General features: G+C 50.7%; 6 protein-coding genes. 2 read left to right on the top strand and 4 right to left on the bottom strand.

From position 1 onward, the window contains the following. Positions 1-982 (bottom strand): virulence-associated E family protein (locus IQ256_RS28705; protein WP_228025382.1); only part of this gene is annotated, 982 nt, incomplete at its 3' end. An 81-nt stretch (positions 983-1063) separates the two neighbouring features. After that, the gene (locus tag IQ256_RS28700) at positions 1064-1291 is read right to left on the bottom strand and encodes a hypothetical protein (RefSeq protein ID WP_193859097.1); all 228 of its coding nucleotides are present in this window, start codon (positions 1289-1291) and stop codon (positions 1064-1066) included. Between the two features lie 230 nt (positions 1292-1521). Between IQ256_RS28700 and IQ256_RS28695 the strand changes: the two genes are divergently transcribed. Continuing rightward, positions 1522-1746, top strand: a complete 225-nt coding sequence (locus IQ256_RS28695) for a helix-turn-helix transcriptional regulator (protein ID WP_193859096.1) — start codon at positions 1522-1524, stop codon at positions 1744-1746. Positions 1747-1838: 92 nt separating this feature from the next. On the opposite strand, the gene IQ256_RS28690 is transcribed toward IQ256_RS28695, so the two are convergent. Both IQ256_RS28690 and IQ256_RS28685 read right to left on the bottom strand, forming a co-directional pair. After that, positions 1839-2210, bottom strand: a complete 372-nt coding sequence (locus IQ256_RS28690) for a hypothetical protein (RefSeq protein WP_193859095.1) — start codon at positions 2208-2210, stop codon at positions 1839-1841. A gap of 212 nt (positions 2211-2422) precedes the next feature. Beyond that, on the bottom strand, positions 2423-2644 hold the full coding sequence (locus IQ256_RS28685) for a hypothetical protein (protein ID WP_193859094.1): 222 nt from the start codon (positions 2642-2644) through the stop codon (positions 2423-2425). On the opposite strand from IQ256_RS28685, the gene IQ256_RS28680 reads away from it, so the two are divergent. Beyond that, a complete protein-coding gene (locus tag IQ256_RS28680) occupies positions 2643-2933 on the top strand; it encodes a hypothetical protein (protein WP_193859093.1) in 291 nt (96 codons plus the stop codon). The two genes, IQ256_RS28685 and IQ256_RS28680, sit on opposite strands and share 2 nt — an antisense overlap. The last annotated feature ends 102 nt before the right edge of the window (positions 2934-3035 follow it).

The following is a 3035-nucleotide window of genomic DNA, read 5'->3' as shown; positions in this document are numbered from 1 at the left end:
CGACTTCTAACTCTGCCCACTCCACGATCCATGAGTAGTGGAGCTTCAGCCGTTCGTCTTTATCACCTGTGCTGATATAAGAGTCGTCGAACCAGGGCTTTGAGGCCATGATTTCAAAGAAAGTCGATTTCCCGCATGATTGCAGCCCTTTGAGAATGAGGGTGCAGTCGTTCTTACAACCTGGCTCCATCACGCGGGCGACGGCGCTGATAAAAAAGCGCCGCACCATTGCCTGATGAACGGGTACAGAGGTTGCAAAGTAGCGCTCTGCAAAGCCTTCTATGATTTGAGTTTTGTTGCCGTACTGGTCATAGACCCGGTTGAGATATTCCCGGATTGGGTGATAGGGGTTCTCTTTGGCTAGTCGGTAGGTGAGCGTAGAAATATCCTTATCGCCTGACTTGATAGGTAGGTCATGGCGGGTGATTAGCTCGACTCGGGCCTCTGCTGGGCAAAATAGCTCGCCATCAAGCTCTGGCTGTAGCAATAGCTCGTTGTAGCGCAGGCGATCGCCGAAATGCTCTCTGAGTAGGCAGTCATCACGGACTAATTTGTGGTCTTCGTTAACGGTGTAGTCAGCGCGGAACTTCTTACCCGCTTCGAGCTTTTCTTTAAGCAGTCTGCTGGCTGCGAATTTGTCATGGTGATGTTCTTTGCACCAGGCCGATAGGATGACGCCTACAGAGGCTTCAGTTTCGCTGCCTTCGAGTACCAATACCGCCAGCTTGTTGACTTCGTTCTCTATTTGTACGGCGGCAGAGTTGACCGCTCGCTCCTGGTCTTTCGGCCCTCGGAATTTCCCGTTTTTATTGGGTTTTGGCTTGGATGCTTCTGTCTCTATCACATTGGCGTCTACGTCTTGGCGGAGTGTGGCGCAGAGGGTGGTTGATCGGTCTTCCGTCCAGGCGCATAGCCCGTTCTCCTGTTCGCAAATTGGGCAGGGTGTAGCATCCGATGATCGGATCAATTCTGGTGATGGCATGATGGCACTAAAAAATTGCTCGCCGGCGCTGCGCTGGCGATGGGCATAAACGGCAGAAGCCGCCCCGTAGCGAGAGGCGGCTTATTTGTGGCTGTATTGATATAGCTGATAGTCCAGCTCAACCTGGTAGGCATTGAGTAGGTGTATGGCTGGGCGCTGGAATCGAATTACCAATCCGTTGTCGTAGCGCGGTAAAGCTCGGTGAATCGTGATCGGCCAGATGATCGCAAGCCGAAAATCACGCCAATCAGGGTGATCTGTCCGCCATGCCCAGCAAGCTACTAGGGCATCGTGTATCATATGTTTCATGTACGTTAATTGAATAAATTGTCTTTAGAACCCCTGCGAGTCGTTAGCTCGTGGGGGTTTTTGTTTAGTCCCTCAGTACGTAGCAGTACTGAGGGGCTTGTTTTGAGAGAATGAGGCATCCAGGCAGGCTACCGGGAAGTTCCCTGCCTGGACTGTCGTCTACTGGCGTTTTCCAGCATTAGGTAAATCCTACCTTATGTTGGCACAACCTTACGCCAACATAAGGTATCATGAGTGAAAGCATTGAAGCTAGGTCTCAATTTGTGCTGCTACGTCAAAAAAAATCTGTCACTCAAAAGGCCGTAGCCGAAGCTTTAGAGGTCTCAGAACATACAGTTTGGGCCTGGGAGAAAGGGCGTCAAATACCGCGCCTTACTATTCCACAAGCAAAAGCTTTATGCCGTTTGTTCGGCGTTGGCATCGAGGAGTTGCCCGATAATTTCGGGCCGTCCTAAAACTGAAAAGGCCGGGAAGAGCGCTCACTCTCCCCGGCCAGTCCGCACCTACCACGAATAGGCACGAACAATGAAAACAATACAACTAATCCCTATCTTTTCGGGCCGCGCACCGCCTCACGCGGCTTAGCTTTTGGCTTTGGTTTCCTCTCCACACCAAAAGCCATTATCACTATCTGTACTATTCCGATAAGTGGAAAGGGGAACGGCTCTACTAGCAGAAGTACGCTGCTAGTGATCCAGCTAAATACGCTGAGCGCAACGAGCCAATCTCTGAACCACTTCTTCAGCCTGAAACCGCCTTCTTTATCGCCTACATACATGGGAAACCTTTGAGCATCAGCAATGCTTTCAGGGTGCCCTGAGAGGTATAGGCGATCGGACTGTGAGGGTGCGATCGCCTTTTTTATTGCTGTAGCAGGCGCTGAAGCAACACCTGCTGACCATGTCGATTCACGCAACACAGGACAGCTTAATTATGATCACAAACACTTTAACCGTGGAACCTAATTTAGACACTCAGCTACAGCGACAAGCAGATACGATCACTGAATTGCGAAGGCAGAACCACAAGCAAGCTGCCGACATAGACCTTTTGAAGATTTACCTAGCATCTACCCTAAAAGCTCTACGCGACTCTTCGGAAGACAAACAGAACACCTTCGGTAGGTTGTTCTTAGACTTTGTTAATCAGCGCTGGCAGGCGAGAGGGCGTGATGCTGACCTTTGAATTGTTGGTGGCCATGATGCTATTCATCGTTTGCCGCTCTAATGGGAAGCGAGGGCCGCCGCGATCGCAGAAACCGAACGGAAGCCGAACGCTCGAACGAACTTGCCAGAACAGAAAAGCGGACGGCCTCCGAACAGACCGAAAGCCCCCAAACGAGAAGACTTTCATGATTAATAATACCGAAACGTACACCCAAACGACCGCTCAACCGTACGCACAGCAGTACACAGAGCGAACATATACCGCCGCCGAAGTAGCAGCCGAACACGGCGTCAGCGATGCCACTGTTCGGAATCGCTGGTTCGACTGGCTTCTTAAGGTTGCACCTGAGAGGTTATTGAAGGAGGGCAAGAGCTATACACAGCTTGCTAGTGATCTCTTCGCTAGCTTTGCCCCAGTAGATAAGAAAGAGCGCCATGCATGGGTCACTAAAACCAGCCCTCTAAAGGTAATTTGAGCGTAGCTTAATGATCTCTAAAAGCGAGTCTAAGTAGGGGTTTCAGAAGCTGTATGAAAAGCCATCGCAGGTATCAAATCAGGCTAAGCGCCTAGCCATCAG

Origin of the sequence: cf. Phormidesmis sp. LEGE 11477, from assembly GCF_015207105.1 — a bacterium.
GTDB lineage: Bacteria > Cyanobacteriota > Cyanobacteriia > Phormidesmidales > Phormidesmidaceae > Phormidesmis.
Note: the sequence above shows the minus strand (reverse complement) of the source record. Positions and strands in the feature narration are given on the sequence as shown.